This window comes from Methylomonas sp. MS20, from assembly GCF_050275925.1.
Taxonomy (GTDB): domain Bacteria; phylum Pseudomonadota; class Gammaproteobacteria; order Methylococcales; family Methylomonadaceae; genus Methylomonas; species Methylomonas koyamae_A.
In genome coordinates, this window is the sequence record NZ_CP189962.1 from 1,738,216 (window position 1) to 1,759,782 (window position 21,567).

Genomic DNA, 21,567 nt, shown 5'->3' on the forward strand with positions numbered 1-21,567 from the left:
AGCAATTGCCGACAACTAAATTTAAGAGGTTTACCCATGAACAACAAATCGCGACGTGATTTTTTAGTAAAAACCGGCTATGGCTTGGGCGGTCTGGCCGTTAGCGCCTTTTTGCCCGGCGGCGGCGTTATTGCCAGCGCGTTGGCCGAAGACGCCGCTTTGAACGCGCTGACCGGCGGCAACCCGCTGGCGCCGAAAGCGCCGCATTTTCCGGCGAAAGCCAAAACCGTGATCTGGCTGCACATGGCCGGCGCGCCCAGCACGCTGGATTTGTACGATTACAAACCGGAATTGGTCAAACTGGCCGGCACCGGCATTCCGGCATCGTACTTGAAAGGCATCAAGACCAGTACCCAGGGCGGTATCACCAAACTGATCGCGACCAAGCGGACCTGGAAACAACACGGCCAAAGCGGCGCCTGGTTCTCCGACTGGTTACCCCATCTGGCCGAGCAAGCCGACGATCTGGCTTTCATCAAATCCAGCGTGACCATTGGCGCGACCCACGATATTTCGATCATGAAAATGAATACCGGCGGTCTGAATCCGGGCCGGCCGACTTTGGGCGCCTGGATTCAATATGCGCTGGGTTCCAACAACCCCAACCTGCCGGCTTACGTCGTGTTGTACAACGACAAGCGCGAGCCACGCGGCGGCGTGACCAACTGGGAGTCCGGCTTCCTGCCGGCGGTTTACCAAGGCACGCCGTTCCGGCCGGGCAACTCGCCGATTCTGCATTTGAACAATCCGCAATACGTCGTGGATACCGAAAAACGCAAGGCCTTGGATTTGTTGAAACGTTTGAACGAAGCCCACGCCGGCCGTTATCCGACCGATACCGAACTGCAAGCCCGCACCGAATCCTACGATTTGGCTTACCGGATGCAGGAAACCGCGCCGGAAGCCGTCGATTTCAGCAAGGAATCCGAAGCCACCAAAAAGCTGTACGGCCTGGACGAGGACATCACCAAACCTTACGGCGAATTGCTGCTGCGTGCCAGACGCTTGGCCGAGCGCGGGGTGCGCTTCATTCAAGTGGTGTCCGGTCCGACCGACATCAAAGGCGACAGCCGCGACTGGGATGCCCACCAAAACATCGAAGACAACCATGGCAAGCACAGCAAAATTATCGATAAACCGATCGCCGGTCTGCTGAAGGACCTGAAAGCCAAGGGCATGTTGGACGATACCCTGGTGGTGTGGACTTCCGAATTCGGCCGCACGCCGTGGAGCGAATCCGGCGACGGCCGCGACCACAATCCCTGGGGTTACACCCAATGGATGGCGGGCGGCGGCGTTAAAGCCGGTTACACCCACGGCGGCACCGACGATCTGGGCGTGCAAGCCATCAAGGGCACCGAAGTCGATACCTACGACCTGCACGCCACGGTACTTAACCAGCTCGGTTTGGACCACTTGAAGCTGATTTACAAATATCAAGGTCGATCCGAAAGGCCGACCGTGGTTTACGGCAAGGTGATTAAGGAGCTGATCGCCTAGGGACGCCGCCGTAGTTCGCTGCCACGCCAGCCGATCGATGCCGCGGGTCCGGTGTGGGACACGTGGCGGCTGGTTTGGGCGGCAGGGATTTTTTAAAGGGGGAATTTTTAGCATGATACGCAAGACCTTGCGGTTACTGGCCTGGACCTGGATTCTGGCGCCGGGAGCCGCGTTCGCCGAAGCCGAATTCGACTTCGAAGAATTGATGAAAGACGTCGAGACCAAGATCCAGAACGTGCAGAACACGATTTCCGCGCAGGATACCGCCACCGCCAGCGCCGAAACCAAACAATTGCAAGAGGCTTTTAAGCTGGTGGAAGGCTATTTCGCCAAGCGCGGCGATGCCGCCGACGCGGTGGCCGATGCCCAGGATTACCAAAACAAGGCGGCATCGATTCAAAACGCGCTGGGTGCCGGCGATTTGAACAGCGCCGCTAGCGCCGCCAACGATTTTTCCAAACAATGCCGCGGCGCCTGCCACGACAAGTACAAACCACTTTGACCGGAACTCCATTATGAAACCCGTTTTTTTGACCGGCCTGGCCTTGGCTTGGCTGTCCGCGCCGGCACTCGCCGCGCTGCCCGAAGGCCACCCGGCTCCGGCGATCGAGACCCAGGCATCGCAAGCCGGCAAGGCGTTCGCGTACTCGCTGGGCGACGCTTTAAAGAAAGGTCCGGTCGTCGTTTATTTTTATCCATCCGCCTATACCGGCGGCTGCAATATCCAGGCGCACAGCTTCGCGGTTAACCATGACAAATTCGCCGCCGCCGGCGCAACCATTGTTGGCGTGTCGCTGGACAGCATCGAGCGTCTCAACGAATTTTCCGCCGACCCCAATTTCTGCGCCGGCAAGTTTCCGGTGGCATCGGATGCCGGCGGCGCGATTTCCAAGGCCTACGATCTGGCGGTACGCGATCCGCAACCCGGTAAGACCGACAGTCGCGGCCAGGCTATCGATCACGGTTTCGCCGAGCGCACCACCTTCGTCGTGACGCCGGACGGCAAGATTGCCGCGACCCTGGGTGGTTTGAAACCCGAAGAAAACGTCGCGCAAGCGCTGGCCACCGTCGAGCGCTTGGCCGGCCAGCGCCACGCCGCCCAGTGAGCGCGGCGCGAAGGCCACGGGAATTTACCGCGAAAACCGCGATTCGTCGGCGCCGCTTGGGCCGGCGTTGGCTGGCGCTCGGCGCGATGGCGCTATTGACCGCCGCGCCGCAGGCTTCGGCCGAGCGGGTCGGCGATCCCGCCATCGGCCGGCTGACTTCCGAGACCGAGCGCTGTCAGGAATGCCACGGTAGCGAGGGTATCAGCGTTGCCGACAAGATTCCCAACCATGCCGGCCAACCGGCGGATTACCTGGTCAAACAGCTGCGGGATTTCCAGTCCGGCGCCAGGCAACACGAGACGATGACGGTGATGGCGGCCGATTTGGCGCCAGCCGACATCGTCGATATCGCCGCGTATTTTTCCGGCCGCCCGGCGCCTGCCGGCACTCGGAACGGCGAGCGATCGGCGGTAAGGAATCTGGTCGAACAAGGCGACGACAGTCGCAAGGTTCCGGCCTGTTTCAGTTGCCACGGTCCGGCCGGGAAGGGCCGAGTCGCCGACGGCATTGCCTATCCGCTGCTCGGCGGCCAACGCTTGGTTTATCTGCGTTCGCAATTGCGCAATTGGAAGTCCGGCGACCGCCGCAATAGCCCGGATGGGGTGATGAACCGGATTGCCGGCGCATTGAGCGACGACGAAATCGACGGGCTGGCAGCCTATTTGGCGACTTTGTAAAGATTGAGTACTGCCGCGATTATTCGCTAACGATGATCAAAGCGCTGCATCGCCCCATCAAATGAAAGTCAGTGACGTAGGAGCGGCTTTAGCCGCGATTGACAACGTTCCGACACCGAATTGGGTGGCTGCGTCCGGTAACTTTCATAGTAAGACAAGGAGATGGAAATGAAGAAATCGTTGAACTGGTTGCTATACGAAACCCACCGCTGGCTGGGCGTGGTCCTGGCGTTGTTCATGTTCGTCTGGTTTGCGACCGGACTAGTGATTATGTATTCGACGCCGACCGCGCAAAGCCGCGCTCAACAGTTGGCGCACGCCGAAGTGCTTCAGCCCGAATCCGGCTGGCTTAGTCTAGGAGAAGTCTGGCAACACAGTGCGGAGCAACGCAAGGCCGCCGCCGAACAGCGCAAAGCCAAACCGGCCGGCGGCGAGGCCGCGTCCGGTAAACCCGGCGGCGAGCCGGCGCTGGCCGATGCCCGGTTGCTGCGCAGCGCCGGCGAGCCGGTCTGGCTGGTCGATGATACCCAGGGGTTGCGTTACGCATTGTCGGCCGTCGACGGCGGATTGCGGGAAACCGATAGGACCCAGGCGCTGCGAATCGCGCAAAACTGGTTCGTCGCCGAGGGCCGTATTCCGGCCGAGCTGATTTATTTGGAAAGCGTTGAGGCGCCGGCGATCTTGCGTAACCGCGACACTTTACGGCCGTTTCACCGCATCGCCAGCAACGAGGGCGACGAGTTGTTGATTTCGGCGCGGACCGGCGAGGTGCTGCACGCCTCCAGCCGCTGGCAGCGCGGTCTGTTTTGGGCCGGCAACTGGATACATTTATTCAAACCGCTGGATTTGCTGGGGCTGGGCGATATTCGTCATGATGTACAGCTGTGGTCTGGTGCCGGCGCCACGATCGCCTGCATCACCGGTTTGATTATCGGCTGGTTGCGCTGGCGGCCTGGCTTCGGCGGCAAGCCGACCTATTCGCAAGGCCGAACCCAGCCTTACCGCGAATTCTGGTTCAAATGGCACTTTTGGACCGGTTTGATCGGCGGCACGGTGGCCCTGAGCTGGGCGCTGAGCGGATTTGTCGATACCAATCCCGGCAAAATCTTTTCCAACGGTGAATACAGCAAGGCGGAGTTAAAGCGCTACCTGGGCGCCGAAGTGCCGGCGACAATGTTGGACTGGCGACCGGCGCCGTTGCGGCTGGCCGGTAACGGTATTGAGGTGGTCGAGCTGAACTGGCGGCGTCTGGGCGGCGAAACGGTCTTGTTGGCGCAAGGCCGCGACGGCTTGCGTTTGCCGCTGACGCCCAGCGGGGCCGGCCCGCGTTTCAGCGAAAACGCGATCGGCGATGCGGTCCAGCGCTTGGCGGGTGACACCAAGGTCGCGGCAGTCAAAATATTGGACGACTACGACAGTTATTACTACCCGCGCCACCATCAAGGCTTGGTCGAAAAACCGCTGCCGGTGGTGCTGGCCGAACTGGACGATGCAGCCGGCAGCCGGGTTTATCTCGATCCGCAAGACGGCCAATTGCTGGCCAAGCTGGACCAAAGTCGCCGGGTGTTCCGCTGGCTGTATTCCGGTTTGCATCATTGGGATTTCGGCTGGCTGTATTACCGGCCGTTGTGGGACATCTGGATGCTGACCTGGGTCGGATTCGGCTTAGTGCTGGGGGCCAGCTCGCTGGTGATCGGCTGGAAGCGATTGGTGAAAACCTTTGCGCCGAAGAAACGCCGGGCCAATGCGGCAGCGCCGAGCGGCAATGCGGCGCCGAGTCGCGGCGCGACCCTGGCAACCGAAGCGGCCGATTGAGCCGGCTGATGACGTAACCGCGCGAGCGGGGTTTTGTGATTGGGGGTTCAGCCGTTTGGCCCGGACCCGGCTATCGAATTTTTTTAATTGAGGCGAAACATGGGTTTGAGCGTACCGCATTTGTTGGTGGTTTTAGCCATCGTGGTCTTGGTGTTCGGCACCAAGCGTTTGAAAACCGTCGGCGCCGATTTGGGCGATGCGATCAAAGGCTTCCGCAAGGCCGTTAAGGAAGCCGAAACCGACCAAGCCGAGCCGTCCGGCGGCTTGTTGAGCTCGGCGGGGGCCGAAGAGCGCGAGTCGGTTCGGTAAGTGAGCGGTAACGGCGGCGGATTTGGCGTATCAGGCGTCGCGCGATCCCCTTGGAGCGTCGAAATAGGCGAAATACCGCCGTTCGCTTGATCCGACTCGATGCGGATCGTTCCGTACGCCTACCGGGCCTCGTTGCACTCGGCTTACGGAATTCGGCGCACGGAACTGCTGGCGTGGTGGGTTCTAACTACAATGGCTGACGCGGGTTGCCACCACCCCCACGACCGCCACCGGTGCCGGTACAGGTCGATACCGATAGTTTTATCGCCGTACCCGGCGCTACGACCGCACCGATGGATGGGGTTGTACTTTGAACCGTACCGGGATCGAGACAGGTGTTTACGTAGGTGATTTCGCCGGAAGCGAGGCCGGCGGCATTGATGGCATCCATGGCCGAGGAAGCATCCCACGAACGTACATTGGGTACGGTGACTGCACCTAGGGACACGGTGATGTCGATCGGCGTTCTTGTTGCCACCGTGCTTCCGCTTGCCAGACTTTGGGCTATCACCGAACCCACTGATGCGAAGTTGACCTCGCGCGACACATTTCCCAGGCGTAAACCGGAATCCGATATTGTCCTACGCGCGGCATCTTCGGATAAGCCTGTGACGTTGGGAACATTGGAGCCGACGGTCCAGGTGAAGGTGATGGTGTCGGATTGATGGTTGGCTGAGGTGACCATCGCGGTGATCTTCGAAGATGTTATCGAGTAGTCGGACGGCGTACCCAATATCCGCCCGTCGGATGTTGCGTAGAGGCCGCCGGGGAGGCCCGACACCACCCAGGAATAGGGCGCAGTCCCGCCGTCCGCCGTCAACGTTTGGTTTACCGGCGTCTCTGCGATAGTCGTGACATCGCCTGGTGATTGTATGAGGGGGCGGCTGCCATCGCCACCGGCACTGCGCACCGCTCCGCTCGTCAGTACATCGCAGCGACCGTCGCCGTCGGCGTCCTCTAGCGTGACATCGGCTAAGCGGCTTGGCGACTGTTCCAAAAACACCCAGCGACCGCCAAGCCGCGTCGAGCGATACCACCAAGCCACGCCGGTGGCTATGAAGTCGTCGTCCTGACCGTCGGCGTCGAAATCGCAACGTTTACGCGCGTCGAACGTGTTGAGCCCGTATATATTTTCCGCCGCCTGCAGTCCCGTTTCCTCCTGGGTCATCGCACCCGGCGATACGCCTCCATTGATCCACTCCCATTGGTCTTGATGCGCGAACACGTTATGTTTTACGTCCATTCCAACCGAGAAGGAGCTTGGCGACTCGGATGCAAGAGCTGGCGTACCGCGCAGCTTGATACCGGTGCCGGCCGTGTAAAGGATGGTGTTGAACTGGATGTCCATCCATTCGCCCGCCAAGCCGCCGAAGCCGTTGTCGCCCCTGCCGTGCATATCGATCTGGTGCGTGTGGTAAATATGGTCGTCGTCCACCACACCGAGTTCGTTAAGCGGGAAGGTTAGCACGCCAAAAACGATGTCCCAAACATTCACGCAATGGAAGTGGACGCCGCCGTGCTGAAGGACTAGATTGCGATAAGCCTTATAGCCCGAACCGTCACGGCCGTCGCCGGCGATGGCGTGGCGGTTCCAATCGAATACGTTAGAGTCGATCAGCGCGTAGGCGCCGTAAGACACTTCCACGCCATAGCCGGCCGCATGACTGCCGCCGTCGATCAAACACAGGTTACCGTTGGGGTGCTGATTATGATGAATGTAATTGTCGTTTACCCGCACCGTGTCGGCATTGTCCTGGGCGATGCGGTTGTCGGGGTCGCGGATGCTGATACCTTTGCCCCGCCAGTGGTCGATTTCGTTGTGATCGATCTCGACGTTTCGGCTGGAACGGACAACTATCGCGGTAGCCTCGGGCTTGCCAACGGCTGTGAACGGGTCGTCGCTCATTCCGCCATCGAGACGGATGCCGGTGATGCGCACACCGTCACTTGGACCGTGGGCCTCGTCGCCGACGTGCAGCAGTTCGGAAGGAAACGTCCTGGTGTACAGACGGGGGCCCGCATCCCGGACGCTACGATCGCCGATTATCTGTACGCCTGGGGCGACATAAACGCCATCCAGACCGCTCAGGTCCATGTCGCCCTTGATAATCACGGTTTCGTTCGGTGTCCGTAGGGCCCGCACAAACAGGCGCCGTGAAACCGGATCGTTGCCGAGCAAGGTAATGGTTGGGCGCAAGTCGCTGTCGTCGGGTAATGGCTCGGGGTTCCATGGTTCGACCGCTAACGGAAGCGAAGCCAAGGTACGCGAACCGGCGCCGTTTACGGCAACCAACGCGACCGTGGTAGTCGCAGCCGGAGTCACACTGACGTGGCCTTGAGTACTCGTGTGCGACGTAGTGTTAGCCTGCAGTTGGTCGTCGGCTTGAATCTGGAGGGTTACGCCCATTCCGACACAATAGCTCGAAAGATTGGCCATCCATGAGACTTCTACGGACTCTCCCCAGACTACGCTAGGCCGAGACAAAGTTACCGAGCCGCCGGATAGCCTCAGGCACTCGTTCATGTCGAGGGCTTGGTCGGCGCGGGTTTGCTGCCAGTTTGCGAGTGTACCAATCGCCAAGAGCGTTACTGCGGCGGCACGCCAGGGATTTGGCCTCTTCGTTCTCGAGGTAAACATTTTTATGACGCTCGTCCCGCCGAATTTAAGCTTGCTCAACCGGAAATTATTTCCTTTCACCAGGACTTCTTCAGGTCGATCGGTTGGACAGACTGAATTAACAGGTAGCGGCCACACTCTAACGCAGAGCGGGATAAACCTTGGATGGAAGTAAATCATGACTCCTCCTTCAAAAAAATAGGGGGTAATGCCCTATGCCGCCCAGACCGTTCTAATTAGTCCAGGATTAAAAACTGTCATTCGATCTGAAAGGTCGTTTGTTCGCGAGCAAGTCCGGCTGTTAACAGAGCTGTACACAGCTTGTCTAATGTTCGAACACGCTTATTAAAAACGTAGTAGCGGCGGCTTTAAGGCAAGCGCCGTAACTCAGTGTGCTCTAGCTTACACAAGGTGTTGTTTGTTAAATATCCTCTGTGTGGGGGGTATTTAATCGTGGGGCCGGCAAGGGTTTTAGGTATTTGAATGGCCTTTGTCGGCCGATGGGGGGGCAGGAACGCAACATTTCCGACTTGTTTTGTCGCGGAACTAAAAATTCGCTAAATACCGGGGAAATATGTCGATTCAACTCAACGTTGTGGTGAATTTCGGCGGGTAGAAAGGAGCATTACGCCGCAGGTAATGTAGTTGTTGAATTTGATCGCTAAATTACGATTGAAGGTTGCCGGGTGACGCCGCTGAATCGCGATGACGCTCGAATAAGCAAGGGTACGTACGGCCGTACAGCGGATAGATCGCGCGGTGACGTGTCGTAGGGTGGATTCGCGAAGCAATCCACCATTGATGGCTTTTAATTTGCTCGCGCCCTTGCTATGCGGTTGGCTTGGGTTTTGGCGGATTGTCGCTGCGCTCCGAATCCGCCCTACGCCATTCCCATGGAGTTGCATGGCGGTGCACTTCATGGATTGATTTTAGGAGGGGTTGTGCCGAACTATCGACGGAACTTTGTGGCGGGCGGCTGCTATTTCTTCACGGTGAACGTGCTGGAACGCCAACGGACGTTGTTGACCGATCACATCGATTTGCTACGCGACGCGGTGCGTAGGGTCAAAAGGCTGTATTCGTTTCATATCGACGCCTGGGTGGTGCTGCCGGACCATATGCATATGGTATTGACCTTGCCGCCCGATACCGACGATTTTCCCGTGCGTTTGCGCTTGATGAAATTGTTGTTTGCCAAACAAAGGATTGCCGCGCACCGAACGTCTATCGGCCACGCGCCGTAAACGCCGCGAGCGCGGTGTTTGGCAAAAACGCTATTGGGAACATACCGTCATCGACGAATTGGACTATGTCCGGCATATTGATTACGTGCACGTCAACGCGTAAGGCGGAACACAACATGGTTTCGCCGGATGCTGGCTTTGATTGCGAATGACGGTTGAATTGACCGGCTTTCGCGTCGGTTTAGCGGAACGCCTACCGGCTGTGCTGGCTAAAGCGGCGTACAACACCACCCCAGGCTAAGCCGCTTAACAAAAGCAACCACGCTGCTGGCACTGGGACCGGCGTCACGCCATAAGTGATGCGAGTGACATCCCAACCCGACCAAGCCTTCACGGTGCCTCCCATGTATCTATTGCCACCGGTCAGGGTTACGCTGGAAAACGGGATATCCGAAACCAGACCAAAAAATGGCCTTTGGTTCAATCCGGTCAAATCACCATACGAATTTATGCCATTTGTCGAAGCGGAAACACCGGCCACATCAGTGCTGATATTGAAGGTTGAATTAAAGGCAATGGCCAAACCGACCCCGAAAGAGTTGATTGGGGTTGAAAACGTGAGTGTGACGGAATCGTTGAGTTGCGTTAAGCCGCCCGGTTGGAATGCCGTGCCGTCGCCAGGAGGGGTCAATACAGGGTTGAAACCCGACCAGGCATTGTTGACAACCTGCCCCGTCGTATCGTTTGGCAAGTTAGGATTGGCACGATTAAAGATACTAAAGGCATAGGTAATGCCATTGATGATGTCACCTGAATGAATAGTGCCAACCGGCATATTGGCTAATTCATTGACGACCATGGTTTGATTGGCGGTGGCGTCGGTGAATCTGGGACTGACCGGTAGGTAAGGATTATTAGAGACTATGTTGTAGTTTGAGAACGTTGTCACTGCTGCCGTTGCGGTATTACCAATGGCTACAACCGCGACTGCCATTGAAAATAAAATTCCTGTTTTCATAAATTCTCCTAGCGTTGATTTTCAGGCTTTAAATCCGTATTTAGCCTGTCAATTGCCCTGATCTCGTAACTTCACATTAGATTAGGAAGGCATTGACGAGGCAATTTGTGATCCACTTTGCCCTGTCGGCGGTGCTAGATTTCGAAGTTTGAATATTCATGTTTCATTGACCTCGCAAGCACATTTCCAAGCATAAAGTTGCTGGAAAGTGCTCGAACAGTATCAAAGAAACGTAAATTTAAGCTTAAAGTACCTTGCTATTTACAAGGTAATTTTTCGATGGCAAGTAACCCTTGGGTCAATCGCAAACCCGATGTCGGTTTAATATCAATTTTTGGACATAAGCAAAACTGGAGGACGTGTTACCGATGGGCCGGAATCCTCCCCTCACCGCCACCCCGAAACCACAAACCTCAACTTCCCGGTAATGCCGGGCGCTTTTTTGGCGACGGTGGGGATCGGGATTTCGACGGTCAGCGAGCCGCCGGCCTGGACAGCTTGGTGTTCGTCTTGGGTGATAAGCCGAACGTCGGTCGGTTTGGATTTGGCTTGGCTCCAGTGCCATGCGACTTGTTGGCCTGGGGTGATGGCGATGATCGCGGTGTCGCTGAACAGGCGGGCGCCTTCGACGTGGGAGTCGAACAGCCAGCCGTCCACCAGGTATTCCTGCACGCCGATGCCCAGTGTGACGGCATAGGTCAGCGTGTTGTCGGTTTGATCGACCTTGGCCCAGTTGGCCAGAAATACGCTGGACAGATACACACTACGTTTCTGGTGTTTGACGATCTCGCCGTGACCGCGAATCGCCGCCGAATCTTCCTCGGCGGTGCGCCGGGTCAGCAGGCCGCGCATTTTGCGCGGGGCGGCTTGCAGTTCGAAGTAGTAGTCGGCCTCGACTTTATCCGCTTGGCCTTGCAAGGATTCGGGCAGCGAGACCCCGGCGACATCGAACCAGATGTCGACCCGCAGATTGCCGAACAAGAAGCGGGTGAGGTTTTGAAAAGCGTCCTCGGAATTGACGATGCCGAAATAGCCGGAATGCGAGCGGTAGGTGTAGGCCTTGGGGCAGGGCACGCTTTGGCCGGCGCTGTCTTGGCCGGTCAACACCGCGTTGGCGACCTTGACCAAGCCGTCGCTGCCGTGGCCGGAAAACATCCGCGACAAGCCGGCGGCGACGTTGTAATCGGCACGGTTACTGCCGACCATGCAGAAAAAGCGGTCCGGCGGAAAGTCCCGGAGCAGATCGACGCGTTCTTCAGCCAGGTACTCGCTATCCTTGTCGAGATTCAGATATTCGGCCATGCGCGGCCGACTGAAGTTGTTCATGTCCGCCGCTTTCAGCCAGTCGGGTACGTTGACGCCGGCTAGTTCAATGCCGTTGTGCGGGGTGGCGTAGGTGAAGACTTTATCCACCCAGGCGCGGGTTTTGGCGTCACCCAACGCCGGATTTTGCAAGAAGGCTCGGCACACCAAGCCGCCCATCGAGTGGGCAACCAAATAGCATTTGAAGTCGGCGTCCGCGATTGCTTGGCCGGCTTCGTCGCGCGCCAGGTCTCGGACGCGCTGAATCAGTTTCCCCAGGCCCTCGGCATAGGTTTCGATCGGCGAGGATTTGCCGCTACCCAGCAGGCTGGAACCATCGTCGTAGTAGCGGTACACCACTACCGAACGGTAGGGAATGGTTTTGTCTTTCGGCCAGTCCCGGTCCATGATGTCCAGGCCTGAGTCGTAGACGTCGGCGTAACCGAAATCCGAAATCAAGCGGACTACCGGCGATTCGAAGATGAACTTGCGGGCCTTGGTGTCTTTGCCGCCGGTGCCGGCGCGGACCACGGTGGAGCCGGCGTTGAAACCGCAAAACGGATCCGCGGCGGTTTCGTCGCGTTCGGATTCGGTCATAGCGTAACCGCGCACATAAATGATCGGGTGGGCGGCGGGCTCGACGGCTTGTTGCAGGGCTTTGGCGGTGTCGGACATGGTTGAGGCTCCGTGTTTTAAGGTCGGGTGGTGGTGGTTGGCTTCGAGTTTCGGTTTATTGTTCCCTCGCCCCTCCGAGGCTGTCGTATTAGTCAAAATACAACCCTCTCCTCGCGGGAGAGGGCAGGGTGAGGGAATTAAAACAATGCGTTACCGGGCAGACTGACTTTCCTGGCTTCAGTGCCCGCCGGCGCAGTCGTCGCGCTTGCCCAATAATTGCATCGCGATCAATTTGCGGTAGCTGGTGGCGTGGTGTTGCAACAGGATGTCCGGGCGGTCGCCGATGGTGTAGCAATCGCCGCCCTTGGTCAGACCGAACACCGGGATCAGTTGGCCAGCCAGCGTGTAGTTCAGCGACTTGGGTTTTAGATCCGGCAGCTCGATCGCGGTATCGCCAAAGTAGCGCTCGACGGAGGCGGCGATGCCGGTTTCCTCGAAATCGTCGGCCAGGTGGCCGGTAAACACTTCGGCTATCGATCCGCGGATGGCGTTTTTGGCGCTGGTGACGGCATCGATGACATGGTCCAACGGCCCGCCGACGCTGACGTTGTCTTCTTCGACGAATTCGGCGACTTCCGAGACGGTTTCCAGACTGAGAGGCACTTGCGGGACCGGGTCTCTGTCGTTGTTGATGACATAAGCGGTTTCGGCGGCGATACGGGCGAAATCCTGGGCAAACTGCAGATTGCCGGGCTTGGGCTGGGCAAACAGATAGGATTTCAGCGCCGGCTTGGCGGCGAACGCCAGTTGGTAGGGATTGCGCTCGTCGTTGGTGGCGTAATACAAAAAGGCGTGAATCAGCGTGGCGACCGCCGCGCCCTGACTGTGGCCGGTCACCGTGATTTTGGTAATCGCTTGTTGCGCCAGTCGCTGTTGTAGTTGCGTCAGGATACCTCGCTCGGGATCGAACAACAGCGAAAACGCGGCGTAACCGAAACCCAGGTGAACTTCGGCGTCCGGGGTGGCGGCGAACACGATGGGTAGTGGTTTATTCTCGGGGTACTCGACGCCGGCGTAGGCGGGGATGGTCGTCGCGTAAGCGTCCGCCAGGATGCTGCGCCGTTCGCCGACCGTGCCGCGTATCGCAATCGCGACATGGCCGGGATCGCTGGTCGATTGCGCCAACAACCAGGCGTTGTTCAACGGTTTCAGACCGTTGGTCTTGATGTCGTTGGGGTTGTCGCCGTGCCCGTCCCACGGCCAGATCCGGTTCCATTCGGTGTTGCCGGGCTGGCGGCTGTCGTAGGCCAGTTGCCAGCCGGCCGGCTTGGCTTGGTATTGATGGTTGGGGTCGGGCAAATTGGGATTGTTGCGGTCGTCCTGGTTGTTCAGTTCTATGCAAAGCTCCAGCAACGAAGCGGCTTCGGTGGCGTCGAAGCCGCCCCAGGCCGGCCTTACCGGCGGCAGGCCGCTGTCTCGGAGTTGTTGATAGGCTTCTAGCGAATAATTTGTCGGCATCGTCGTGCATCCGGTAATGATGAATGGAATCAGGGCCAAACCCAGCTTGTGGGCAGTGCAGGCGTTATGGCGTCGTGGCATGGGCTTCTCCGGCTTGGGCTTTTACGCACCATTGGGCGCGCTCGGTGACGTGGCGGGCTACGACGCCGGCGGCGGTTTCCACCAGTTTGGCGACCGCTTCGTTGTTCAACGCGCCCCAGGACCCGCCGCGAATGGCCTTGCCGACCGCGCCGGCCACACTGGCTTCGGCTTTACGGGAATGGGCCTCGATTTCTTGGAAGCCGGCTTCGTCGATGCTGATGTCGGCGGATGTACCGGCGCGGCGGTCGTAAACCCAGTGCACCGGTTTGCTGAAATCAATGACGTAATCGGTCAAGCTGGCGGCGGCGTTGGTATTCGGCAGCACCGGCAACGGCGCGTAATGGTCGCGGACGGCTTCCAGGGCGATGCGCAAGGTGTCGGCGGCGACTTGGCTGTGGTCGATGCTGACGTGTGTGCCGGTTTCGACGATGCCCGGAAAGCCGTATTGGGTGCCGTCGCGACCGACGAAGCCGGGACTTTTTTTGGCCAGTTTGCTCGCGGCTTTGCCGAGTTGCTTGTCGAACAAAACCAGCACTTGCTCCAGCTTGGGGTCGTCGGCTTTCAGCTTCAACAGCGACGCGGCTTGCCGCTGCAATTCGGTTTGCTCGGCGGGGTCTTGGATGATTTGCGAAACCAGTTGCGCGCCGCCTTTTTTAAAATAGGCCTTTAGATATTCTTCTTCGAGCTTCAGGGCTTGCCGGGTGTCGGCTTCCAGAAATTCCTTTTCTGTATTGACCCGCTGTTTAAAGTGTTTGCGATGTTCGGCCAGATCGTCCTTGATTTTTTGGGCCAGACCGGCCGGGCCTTCCAGGTGCGGCGAGGTCGTCAGCTTGTCCAGCAGATCGGCTATCAGCGATTGCTTGCCCAGCAGATTGCGGTCGTCCAAGCCGCCCAGTGTGTCGAGTTTGGCTTTGAGTTCGTCGGTTTTCTCTTCAACTTCGCCGAGTACCTTGGCCAAGCCGGGTTCGAGGCGCGACGTCAACGGCGCCATGCAGCCGACGAAGCGGGCGGCGTCGATATTGAATTCCGGCTTGGGCAGCGTCAGGTTCAAGGCCTCTAGTTTGTCCTTGATTTTCTCGAACGCCGGCAATTGGCCTAACGTGGTCAGTGGCGCCTTCGGCGCATCGGCACAGCCGGCGATCAGGCCGGTGGATAGGGCCAGCAGCCAGGGTAGTAGTCGTGAAGTGTTGATGTTTGAGTGGTCCATGGTTTGTCCTCATTGGCGTGAGTCATTTTTATGTTCGGCAACCGTTCAGGCCGTTGCCGTGTCCGTTCCGGCGCGCTTGCACCCTGTGTCATCAACCGCGCCACGTCCCGATTCCGCGCGGATCGAGTATAGAAGCAATATCAAAAACTGTTAGGTGACTCACATTTAAATTGGTGCGCCGGTCAGAGTCGCGGCTCATCGGGAAGCGCCACCACCAAGCTGGAGTCGCAAACCTAGGTTTGCACTCCGGAGCGAGCATTACAGGCGCTTTCCCTGGTCTGGCTGTTGCCTAGGGTGCATGTTGCCGAGACTCTTTTGTCGCAATTCCGGCGCCGGACACCTTTGATTGCACCTGCTATAAGCGCCGAAAGTGGGTGCTTCTCCGGCAAACTGGCGTTGCAAATCTAGGTTTGCACTCCGGCGTGTGCGTTACAGGCGCTCCCAGACCTGTTTCGATTAAACCCGCGTTGGTGGGGCGCCGTCGCTTAAATCCATAATAGGAGGCGGTTTAGCGGAGGCTGCAAGCATATGCTCCGCCGGACGCCCCGGATCGAGACTGAAGCCGGTCCTACAGTCGCCGATGTAACAAGTGTTGGCCGAGACTGGGTGAAAACCGAGATTTAACCTCACCAACCGTTCGCTGAGCGAAGCCGAAGCGGATTTTGGTTTCGCTCGGTCCACCGGCTCATGGCTGCGATGCCGACCAGGGTTTGCCGTCGAAGGCATCGAACAGCCCGGCTCGCCGATTGGGCGAGCCACGCGCCATACGACTTTCCGCCTATTTCACCAACGGCTTGATGGTCCGATACAAGGCCAAGCGATCCTGCAATCCGGCGGTGCCGCCGTTGATTTTCTTGGTGATCGCGGTGAAGTCCTCGATGTCGTTGTCGTCGGTTTGGTCGTCGGCCAAGGCATTCAAACCGTGACCGAACCAAAAGTAGGCGGCGCTCAAAGCCGCCCATTTCGGTTCGATCAACAATTCCGGTTGCGCGAGCAAATCCACGCCCAAGGCCTTGCCGACATCGGCGTAATTGCTGCGGCCGGTGATTTGAATCAAGCCCCGGCCGCGAAACCGGTAGCCGTCGCCGGAGCTTTCCGGGCCGTTGCCGATCCGGTTGGCGTAAATGTAATTGGCTAGTTTTTCTTCGTTGGCGACATAGGGCGCGGCGACGGCTTCGGTCGGAAAGCGCTTGGGCCACACTGCTACCAGCCGCGCGGCGGTTTTGTAGAACAGGCCTTCCGTCAAGCGGTTGAATTGACCGGATTCGTGGCCGGTCTGGGCCAGAAAGCAGGCGATGCGGCCGGGATTGTTGATTTGAAATTGCTCCATCGCCGGGTTCAACGCCGCCGCCCAGGTATCGGGCGACTTACATTGCGGCAGCGCGGATTTGATTAGGTTGGCATCTATCATGGGTCACCTCCGTACAAGTATTCTTGGTTGGGACTTCACGATTGGGCGCTGTTTTTTTGCGCCGTGAGGACGAGTTTTATCAAGGTCGCCATGTCCTGGCAGGTTTGATCCAGTTTATTGAGCAAGGAATTGCGCCGGTAATACAGCGCCGCCAACGTGCCGAGCATCAGCAGAGAAATCCAGCCGTGGACTTCCACCACGTAGCGGATAAAGTTTTCGAAGAATACCGGTGTCAGATAACGCAGCAAATCCGAAATCGAGCCGCTGAAGCCGCCGCTGGTCAGGTTGGTTACCGAATCGGGCGGATAGACCCACATAAACCACGACGCTAGGATGATCGCCATCGTCAGTTCCGAGAACCAGACGTACAAGTGTTTCCTGGCGTTAATGACGGCGTCGGCCTCGGCGCTAAGTTGCTGCCAAGCGGCGGATTTTGCCGAGGTATCCACGGTCAGTACCACCTTGGAGGCCGCCGCCGCAGGCGGATTGTTTGCGTCGAACTCGTGGTCTACCACATTGAATTTAGGCGGCAGGCCATCGGGTGCATAGGCCTCGCTGACTTCCAGGATTTTTCGGAACGCACTGCGGTGAATGGCAATGTCGGCGTCGTTTTTAAGCAGCCACTTGCCGGTTTTGGAATCTTTGGATAACTCGGCCAAATTGCGCGGTCCGTAGCGGTAATACATCGCCAAGCCGTCGCGCGAATCGTAGAGTTTGTCGTAAATGTTGGCGCCGTCCCGATAGCTTGCCAACACGTCGTCGTAGATAACCAAGCCGTGGGCCATGGCTTTTTCCAGCATCCAGACCAAGGCCACGTCGGACATGCCGGTGCGCGGGTAGCCGCCGCCGACGTTGGAATGCACTCCGGCAAACCAGACTTGCTCGACGTAATGGTCGTAGTCGCGCTCGTCCCAAACCAAGGGATGAAAGGTTTCCCGATCGTCGTCGATGGCGATCGCGTGATAGGCATTTTGGATGGCGTTATTCAGTTTGTAATCGTAAAAGCTATGCTTCCACCACGGGCTATGATCGGTTAACCAGTCCATGCTTCGACCGAAGCCTTGCAGCAGAACGCTGAAGTCCTTGGGAAAGCCCAACGCCGACACGGTATCCCAAACGCCGACGAAATGGATCTTCAAGTTGCCGTCGGGTGCGTGGTTTGGATCTTGGAACGCGAATTGTTTTTTGAACTGCTGGTGTTGGTTCGGATTACCGGTGCCGTAGCAGGTCATGGCTTGCTTGACCAAGCCCGATAGCACCGCGGAATCGATCGAGCCGTCGGTCTTTAAGAAGTGTTTGGGATCGATCAAGCCGCAAGCGTTTAAAAATCCGGCAAAGGCGCGCACGGTCGCCGCGCCGCGGCTGAAACCGAATAAAAAGATGTTGTCGCCGGGTACGTAGCATCTGGCCAGGAAGTGGTACAGATGGAGCACGTTTTTTTGAAAACCGAAACCGAATGCGCCGGACATCGCGGTCCAGTATTTGTTTTTGCTGGTGTCGCTCTTGTCGGTGCCGACCCCTTGGTCGTAAAAAGTGAATTGATGAGCCTTGCCGCTGGTGACGTCCACGGCCTTATAGGTTTTGTACACGTTGCTGTCGCTACCATACCCGCCTTTGTTGCCGGTGCCGTCCGAGCACAGCACGATATTTTTATTGCTCATGGAATACCTCTCTTGAAATTGGCGAAGAGCTTGTTTTTATTATTCAAACACCGAGATAAATGGCTCTCGGCCCTAACGCTTGTTACCTCGGCAGTTTAGTTCAGCGCGGAAAAAACGCCTTGTCGGGCCGATGATCGAATGCCGATTTTTGATTCGGCCCGCAACACAGGCCAACGGCTATTTTTAAGTTCAAGGTTTATTTATGGTTATTAACCCGGCCCTTGAATACCGTTCGCCCTGAGTCCTTCGGCTGCGCTCAGGAGAGCCCTGTCGAAGGGCATGCCAGCCTGGGCTTAGCCGAGCTCGGCCCGAACGGATTACCAGTGATAAATAGCGCCGGGTTAATAACGCCGACCGGCCCCGCCTTATAAATTCTTCTCGATGTTTTGAATATAGTGATCGATAAAATGATGCTCGATAAAGGATGGAATTAAATCCAGTTTCTGGTTTAGCGAGCCTTTAATCCGCTCCATGAACTTAAACCAGTAACCGACATCCTCGTGTAATTTGCCTTCCGAATCGAAGAAGCGAATGCTGCCGCCTTCCTGGTATTGGTTGAGCCGGTCCGGCACGCGCGGCACGATGTCGTTATCGTTAACGAAGCGGAAATAGCGCGGCTTCAAGGCTTGGTCAAGCTCGCCGACAAAGCGGCGATCGCCGACCCGAGGTTGGCCGAAGGTGTACAAGCCGTTGATCGATTTGTAGATGCGTTGATCGATTTCCAGACTCAAGCGCGCGGCGGCCAGCACCGCCAACGCGCCGCCCAGGCTATGCCCGGTCAGCCATAGCGATTGCCCGTACTGGTGTACGTTTTCCAGCGTTTCGATCAAGGTATCCCAAATCACGTCGAGGGCATCGTCGAAGCCGGTGTGAATGTGGCCGTGCGGCGTCACGCGAAACGCCATCTTGGCGTCGGTACACCAGTCGTCCGGCACTTTCTCGGTGCCGCGAAACGCGATCACGATCGCACTGCCGCTGTGGGCGATAAAAGCTTGCGTATCCTGGTGCGAACCGGGAATCTTGCTGCCGTCGATGAAGCGGCCGTTAAAGCCTTGTACCGACAGTTTGTTCAAGACTTCGGCTTCGCCGGCATAGGCCAGCTTCGACGCCAGGGCCAGAGCATAGGCGTTCGGCAGCGAAAATTGGGTGTTGTTGGGTTCGATGCTGAGTTGTTTCATCTGATGTCCTCCGTTTGATTACAAAAAAGCCAGTGGCCTTGTCGGCGTGAGCTATTGGGTACCGACGCTGGCCGGGAGGCGGGTGGCTGAACTGGGCATCCTGCCCTTTATTCGCGCTACCCCAAGCCGTTGCAGCTAGGATAAAGCGTCGTCGCGCGAGCCAAAGTGACCAAATCAACTTGATTTTCCCTTAACGCGCTTGGATTTACCGGCCGGGCCAGCCGCCGCGATTGCCGACAAGTTCCGACTCGGGTGCGCGAATACTAGCTCAATGCCAAACGACACCAGCGTGCCGATGTCTCGGGGCGCCTTGTCCTCGATGTGCAAGGTCCAATTTCCCGTGCAATCCTTGCCCAACAACTTGGCCAGATCGGGCGCGGTGCTTTTGTCGTAGGTCTTCTTTAGATTTTTGGTCGCGCCGCCGGCTCGATTGTGCAACACGATCGGTTTCACGCCGGTGCCGGCCGGCGGCAGGATCGCGATCAGCAGATCGCCGATGTAGCTATGCTTGATGTCCACCGATACCGCGATGGCTTCCACCGGCGAGTTGTCGGCGACCGCCAGCGTGAACTCAACCGTTCGCAGGTCCGGTATCGGCGCGTCGAAGACTCGGCTGACCTTGACGCTATTACGGGGTTGCGGCTTCGCCAGATTGACGGCGGTCAGCGCGTTCAAGCGGCCGTAGCCGTATTTCGGACTATGGCCGTTGGCGTCGTAGTTGCCTTGTTGCGGATCGATCCGGTCGCAGGCGCGTTTGAACAACTCCTTGACCTCGAACCACTTTAGATTGGGATTGACCGCCAGTACCAAAGCCGCGACGCCGGCCGCGCCGGGGCAGGCGCTGGAAGTACCGCCGAAGCTGTTGGTGAAACTGCCGCCGGCATCGCCGTCCGCGACATTGCCGGCGTTGTAACCTTTGGCGCCGAGCCGGTCGGTGGTCCAAATGCCCGGCGTCAGCGGTTCCGGATGGCTTAATTGCGCCAGCCCCAAGTCGCTGCTCGGGAAAGCGCACCACACCGCGTTGCCGAAATCGCTGTAAACGCTGCGTTTGCCTTGGTCGTTGCAGGCCGCGACGGCCATCAGTTTGTCGTAACTGGCATAACCGTCGTTATCGACCGACTCGTTGCCGTTGCCGGCGGCGAACAGAATCACGCAGCCCTTGCCGCCGCGGCCGTTGGTCACGGCGTAGTCGATCGCCAATTTGGTACTGGCCGGCAGGCGGGTGATTTGCTGGTGCGCCGGATCGCCGAGGTTCCACCACTCGCCGTCGGCCGGTCCCCAACTGCAAGAAATCACGTCCGCGCCGTGATCGGCGGCCCATTTGAAGGCGTTGGCCTCCTCGATCGAGCCCAGGCCGGACGCCAGCCGAATCGGCATCAACCGGGCGTTGGGGGCAACGCCCGACGCGCCGAGCGTGCCGTTCGCGCAGGCGACGCCGGCGCAGGCGGTGCCGTGGTCGTCCGGAAAGCCCTTGTCCTTGGGCCTGGGGTCGCCGGTCTTGCTGGTGACATCCCTGGGCGCGACCACTTTACCGGTGCCGGAAAACTCTGGGTGATCGATGTCCACGCCGTCGTCGATCAGGGCGATCGTCACACCGTCGCCGAGGGTCAGGGTATGAGCGGCTTCGACGTTGGCATGGGCGTCGATGGTCACACCGTTCACGTTGGTTTTTTTCAAATGCCATTGTTGCGGGAAAATGCTTTTTCGGGTGCGTGGCCGGATCAGTTCGGGATGGCAATACTCCACGTCGTCGCGTTGCAACAGCTCGTTGGCAATATCGAATACCTTCTGCCCGGTGCCTTCGACAGCGCCGACGAAGTAGGCGTTGGTGGCGTAGCTGACTTGTTCCTTGATCCGCAAACCGAGGCCGGTCAAAAGCGCGCTACAGTCGTCCGGGTCGGCGCTATCGACGAATTTGACGAACAAGTTTTCGGTGTACAACACCGGCTCGCTGGTGCCGGGATCGATCAACACCCCACCGGCGAAGCGCACGTCCGGCGCCGCGCGCAGGGCGGCTTTCCGCTCGCCGAGCGAGCGCGTCGGCGGCACTCGATACACCTCGACGCCGACGTCGGGGTAGGCCGCCACCAACACGCCATCATTCAACTGAGCCGAATTGGGGTTGGGCACGGCGCCTCTGCTTTGAGTGATCGATCGGCCGCTCCGGGTCCGCACCGCGATTAAATCGTCGCCGGCTTCCAGATCGAATCCGGGCTCGTTTTTACTGCCGAAGTGGATGGTGGGCATGGTGGACTCCTCGAAAAGAAATTTGCGTTAACGCATTGCTACGGCTGACACCGAGAGAATTTTTGATTGCTTATCGAAACGCAGCCTTTGGAAAGGTAAAGCGGGCGGCGATAGGCGTTCC

16 protein-coding genes are annotated in these 21,567 nt (G+C 58.2%); 7 read left to right on the forward strand and 9 right to left on the reverse strand.

Annotation, left to right across the window (positions count from 1 at the left end; all coding sequences use genetic code 11):
• Positions 1-36 precede the first annotated feature (36 nt).
• From ACQE3D_RS07560 to tatA, 6 genes are all read left to right on the forward strand, one after another.
• Positions 37-1,500 (forward strand): DUF1501 domain-containing protein, encoded by a 1,464-nt coding sequence (locus ACQE3D_RS07560; protein ID WP_427551469.1) that lies wholly within the window; start codon positions 37-39, stop codon positions 1,498-1,500.
• A gap of 112 nt (positions 1,501-1,612) precedes the next feature.
• Positions 1,613-2,002, forward strand: a complete 390-nt coding sequence (locus tag ACQE3D_RS07565; protein WP_427551470.1) for a hypothetical protein — start codon at positions 1,613-1,615, stop codon at positions 2,000-2,002.
• A gap of 13 nt (positions 2,003-2,015) precedes the next feature.
• A complete protein-coding gene (locus tag ACQE3D_RS07570; protein ID WP_071157177.1) occupies positions 2,016-2,606 on the forward strand; it encodes a peroxiredoxin in 591 nt (196 codons plus the stop codon).
• Positions 2,603-3,283 (forward strand): c-type cytochrome, encoded by a 681-nt coding sequence (locus tag ACQE3D_RS07575; RefSeq protein WP_427551471.1) that lies wholly within the window; start codon positions 2,603-2,605, stop codon positions 3,281-3,283. The genes ACQE3D_RS07570 and ACQE3D_RS07575 overlap by 4 nt, the downstream gene beginning before the upstream one ends.
• 168 nt (positions 3,284-3,451) lie before the next feature.
• Positions 3,452-5,098 (forward strand): PepSY domain-containing protein, encoded by a 1,647-nt coding sequence (locus ACQE3D_RS07580; RefSeq protein ID WP_427551472.1) that lies wholly within the window; start codon positions 3,452-3,454, stop codon positions 5,096-5,098.
• A gap of 99 nt (positions 5,099-5,197) precedes the next feature.
• A complete protein-coding gene (tatA, locus tag ACQE3D_RS07585) occupies positions 5,198-5,407 on the forward strand; it encodes a twin-arginine translocase TatA/TatE family subunit (protein ID WP_064025479.1) in 210 nt (69 codons plus the stop codon).
• 187 nt (positions 5,408-5,594) lie between these two features.
• Here tatA and ACQE3D_RS07590 read toward each other — a convergent pair whose 3' ends face one another.
• Complete coding sequence (locus ACQE3D_RS07590) at positions 5,595-7,844, reverse strand: PASTA domain-containing protein (RefSeq protein WP_427551473.1); 2,250 nt, start codon at positions 7,842-7,844, stop codon at positions 5,595-5,597.
• Between the two features lie 1,121 nt (positions 7,845-8,965).
• Here ACQE3D_RS07590 and ACQE3D_RS07595 point away from each other — a divergent pair.
• A complete protein-coding gene (locus tag ACQE3D_RS07595) occupies positions 8,966-9,268 on the forward strand; it encodes an REP-associated tyrosine transposase (RefSeq protein WP_427551475.1) in 303 nt (100 codons plus the stop codon).
• Positions 9,269-9,461: 193 nt separating this feature from the next.
• Here ACQE3D_RS07595 and ACQE3D_RS07600 read toward each other — a convergent pair whose 3' ends face one another.
• From ACQE3D_RS07600 to ACQE3D_RS07635, 8 genes are all read right to left on the reverse strand, one after another.
• On the reverse strand, positions 9,462-10,226 hold the full coding sequence (locus ACQE3D_RS07600) for a VPLPA-CTERM sorting domain-containing protein (RefSeq protein ID WP_427551476.1): 765 nt from the start codon (positions 10,224-10,226) through the stop codon (positions 9,462-9,464).
• Between the two features lie 387 nt (positions 10,227-10,613).
• The gene (locus ACQE3D_RS07605) at positions 10,614-12,203 is read right to left on the reverse strand and encodes an esterase/lipase family protein (RefSeq protein ID WP_427551478.1); all 1,590 of its coding nucleotides are present in this window, start codon (positions 12,201-12,203) and stop codon (positions 10,614-10,616) included.
• A 177-nt stretch (positions 12,204-12,380) separates the two neighbouring features.
• Positions 12,381-13,742, reverse strand: a complete 1,362-nt coding sequence (locus tag ACQE3D_RS07610) for a lipase family protein (RefSeq protein ID WP_427551479.1) — start codon at positions 13,740-13,742, stop codon at positions 12,381-12,383.
• The gene (locus ACQE3D_RS07615) at positions 13,726-14,949 is read right to left on the reverse strand and encodes a hypothetical protein (RefSeq protein ID WP_427551480.1); all 1,224 of its coding nucleotides are present in this window, start codon (positions 14,947-14,949) and stop codon (positions 13,726-13,728) included. Before ACQE3D_RS07615 ends, ACQE3D_RS07610 begins: the two co-directional genes overlap by 17 nt.
• A 778-nt stretch (positions 14,950-15,727) precedes the next feature.
• On the reverse strand, positions 15,728-16,360 hold the full coding sequence (locus tag ACQE3D_RS07620; protein ID WP_427551481.1) for a glycoside hydrolase family 19 protein: 633 nt from the start codon (positions 16,358-16,360) through the stop codon (positions 15,728-15,730).
• Positions 16,361-16,395: 35 nt separating this feature from the next.
• Complete coding sequence (locus tag ACQE3D_RS07625; RefSeq protein ID WP_427551482.1) at positions 16,396-18,021, reverse strand: DUF2235 domain-containing protein; 1,626 nt, start codon at positions 18,019-18,021, stop codon at positions 16,396-16,398.
• A 365-nt stretch (positions 18,022-18,386) separates the two neighbouring features.
• Complete coding sequence (locus tag ACQE3D_RS07630) at positions 18,387-19,199, reverse strand: lipase family protein (protein ID WP_427551483.1); 813 nt, start codon at positions 19,197-19,199, stop codon at positions 18,387-18,389.
• Between the two features lie 174 nt (positions 19,200-19,373).
• Positions 19,374-21,446 (reverse strand): S8 family serine peptidase, encoded by a 2,073-nt coding sequence (locus tag ACQE3D_RS07635; RefSeq protein ID WP_427551485.1) that lies wholly within the window; start codon positions 21,444-21,446, stop codon positions 19,374-19,376.
• Positions 21,447-21,567 lie beyond the last annotated feature (121 nt).